This window comes from Streptomyces sp. NPDC005774 (assembly GCF_042871645.1).
Taxonomy (GTDB): domain Bacteria; phylum Actinomycetota; class Actinomycetes; order Streptomycetales; family Streptomycetaceae; genus Streptomyces; species Streptomyces pratens.
Window position 1 is genome coordinate 1 of sequence record NZ_JBIAIV010000123.1, and the last position, 3072, is coordinate 3072.

4 protein-coding genes are annotated in these 3072 nt (G+C 63.9%); 1 reads left to right on the top strand and 3 read right to left on the bottom strand.

Going from position 1 to position 3072, the window contains the following annotated elements:
- Window positions 1-1039 (top strand): group II intron maturase-specific domain-containing protein (locus tag ACFYQA_RS39295; RefSeq protein WP_388928614.1); only part of this gene is annotated, 1039 nt, incomplete at its 5' end.
- A gap of 291 nt (window positions 1040-1330) precedes the next feature.
- On the opposite strand, the gene ACFYQA_RS39300 is transcribed toward ACFYQA_RS39295, so the two are convergent.
- The 3 genes from ACFYQA_RS39300 to ACFYQA_RS39310 all read right to left on the bottom strand — a co-directional run.
- Window positions 1331-1666 carry a MerR family transcriptional regulator gene (locus ACFYQA_RS39300; protein ID WP_388928616.1) on the bottom strand — a complete coding sequence of 112 codons (336 nt, stop codon included), beginning with the start codon at window positions 1664-1666 and terminating at the stop codon, window positions 1331-1333.
- A gap of 840 nt (window positions 1667-2506) precedes the next feature.
- Window positions 2507-2818 (bottom strand): hypothetical protein, encoded by a 312-nt coding sequence (locus ACFYQA_RS39305; protein WP_388928618.1) that lies wholly within the window; start codon window positions 2816-2818, stop codon window positions 2507-2509.
- Window positions 2815-3072: hypothetical protein (locus ACFYQA_RS39310; RefSeq protein ID WP_388928620.1), on the bottom strand; the 258-nt coding region annotated here is incomplete at its 5' end. The genes ACFYQA_RS39310 and ACFYQA_RS39305, both read right to left, overlap by 4 nt.

The window sequence follows — 3072 nt, forward strand, 5'->3', positions numbered from 1 at the left end:
CAGCCCGCTGCTCATGAACATTGCTCTACACGGAATGGAAGCTGCGGCCGGCTGTCGCTACATTGAATATCCATCTAAGGATAGAACAGCGGCAGCAGGAACCCCGATCCTGATTCGATACGCCGATGACTTTGTTGTGCTGTGTCACACGAAGGAGGAAGCGCAATCGGTTCAGGAAGTGCTGAAAGAGTGGCTGGAGCCCAGAGGCCTCAAGTTCAACCAGGAGAAGACGCGGATCACGCACGTGGCCGACGGATTCGATTTTCTGGGCTTCACCATTCAGAGGAGAGGAAGAATCACTCTCGCCTCACCCAGCAAGGATGCAGTGAGCAGAATGAGGACTAGGCTGCGCGGTGAAATTAAATCACTCTACGGGGCCAATGCCGCGGCCATCACTCGTCGGATGAATCCGATTGTCCGAGGATGGGCAGCTTACTATCGGGGTGGAACATCGTCGGCAGCTTTTAACAGCCTCGACATGTACATGTGGCAACTTACATGGAAGTGGGCCAACCGCTCACACCCGATGAAATCGAAGAAATGGGTAGCAGCCCGTTACTTCGGCAGGTTCCATAAGGATCGCCAGGATAAATGGGTGTTTGGCGACCGGGAGACCGGCGCCTATCTCACGAAGTTCAGGTGGATCAAAATTCAAAGGCACGTCATGGTTAAGGGGAGGGCGTCGCCTGACGACCCCAACCTGATCGAGTACTGGGCAAACCGGAGGCACAAGACTGCACCTCCGCCGATGGGCAAGACGAGCATCGCTCTAGCGGTGAGGCAAAAGGGCCTATGCCCGGTCTGTCGGCAGGCGCTGATTGCCGGAGCCGAGTACGAACCAGACGACCTGCGTCAATGGGTCGACTGGTTCACAGCGTCGGGAAAGATGCTCAATAAGCATCATCTTGTATACCGACGCGATGGCGGGACTGACGAACGAAAGAACCTGCGTCTCATTCACTCCTCGTGCCATCGCCTGCATCATGCAGGTGACGCGCGAAGAGACCGTAAAGGAGGAAAGCCGCCCCGCTGGGGATGAGCTTGAGCCGTGTGCCGTGAAAGCGGCACGCACGGTTCTGAGGGGGCCCTGGCGCGGCAACGCGTCGGGGCTACCCGACACAGTTCCCGTAGCCATGTCTCATGCCTTCCAGCCGATGTACGCCTACCGCAACGTGCGGAAGGCAAAGGTGATCGCTCGGGTTCCTGCAGCACAGCACAGCAGAACGCCCACGCCGAAGACGTGGGCGAAGGGGAACTTCCGAACCATGACAGCTGACGCAGACGCTAGACGCCCACACCCTGTCACCAGAGGCAATGACCACGCGCTGCTTCAGGCCGCGGGCGGGTCGGACGCTTCGGCGGCGCGGCGGTGTTCGGCGTTGGTGCGCTGGGCTTCTTCGAGTTGGTCTTCGAGGATGACGATGCGGCAGGCGGCTTCGATGGGGGTGCCGTGGTCGACGAGTTCCCGGGCGCGGGCCGCGATGCGCAGCTGGTAGCGGGAGTAGCGGCGGTGGCCGCCCTTGGAGCGCAGCGGGGTGATCAGGCGGGCTTCGCCGATGGCGCGCAGGAAGCTCTGGGTGGTGCCGAGCATCTCGGCGGCTCGGCCCATGGTGTAGGCGGGGTAGTCGTCGTCGTCGAGACGGCCGTACGAGTCGTCTGCTGTCACTTGCACCTCTCTGTGGAACGCGTGGAGGGGCCCTGGTGCCAATGGCACCAGGGCCCCGAAGGAAACTGCTACACCATCTGCCGGCCCTGGTACTGCGCCGGCCTTCTGTGTCCGCAGACCCGACCGAGATGCTGCCGGGGGTGCGGGGATCGCGGTTGCTCGACCGGAGACCACCTCACTATCGATGTCCTGCGGTACCCGGGCTCAAGACTTCGACCCGGGCGATCCTGATGGCGCGGGGCTCCTCCGTTCTTCCCTCTTGATCAACTACTTACCAACGGGGGACTACGTACTGCTTGTACTACTGATACTGCGAACTGCTGGTGGCCTGTGACAGCGCCACTCTTCGGCAGCCAGCCCCGTCGCCCGTCCTGCTCTGGCTTAGAACCCCACTGCCGAACCTCCCGGTGCGCGCGCCCGCAGCCGACGCCTTCACCGAGGTACTGCTCACTGCGCTGCTGGGTCCTGCGAACTGCACTTGCGGGTACTGCCACCGCGTTGACCGCGGTCCTGCTCACGGCGGCCCCTGATCACTGCGGGCCACCCGGTCCGGTCGTCAGTCCCGTCGCCGTCCTGCAACCGCTCTGGCTTCGAAACTCCACCACCGCACCGTCCTGCATCCTGCAACTGTGGGTACTGCTGCTCGGCAGTTCATCTCTGCCGGGCCCTGTTGATCTCGGCTACGAGAGAAACCATAACCACACCACCGCCCAATGTCTACTCCGGCCGACACAGGTTTCCGCGTGTTCGACGGTGAGGTAGTCGGGCCCTGCCGGGTTAAGAGGTCCTAACGGCGCATCGTCGCCTCGGCCTGGTCGTCGGCGGCGTCGGCCACCGAGTTCAGCCACCCCAGCAGCTCGGCGCGCAGCGGACCGGGGAAGTCGTGGGCCCTTTTATCGACGGGCAGCGCGGGTCGAGGAGGATGGCGGCTACGTAGGGCGCGGCCGGGACCGTCGCGGCGTAGAGGGCGTTCTGGTGGTGCACCACGTGGTGCAGGTGGTCCAGGGCCTGGGATCTCGTGGGTTGGTCGTCGGCGAAGAGCGCGACGAGCTGCGCGGGGGTGTCCTCGGCAGTCCCGTAGGCGTGTTCCAGGGCGCCCCAGTCGGTGTTAGCCAGTACCGCGGCGGGCTCGGGCAGGATCACCGGGCTCACCGACGCTCCCGCCTGGCCCGGTCCATCGCCTCGGCCGCCGCGTTCTCGGCGAGCTGCTGGATCCCCTCGGGCGCCTCGCGCTCGTCGAGGACGAAGAGCCGGTTCTCGACAAGCCTGGTGGCCGGCTTCCAGCCAAGGCGGCGGCCCGCCTCCAGAGCAGCACGCCGGACGTCCTTGAGGTCGCCCATCTCCGCCAGGTCGTCGCTGCTCAGGATCAACTGTCCGTGATAGCCCTGGTACTCGGGCTTGAGGGC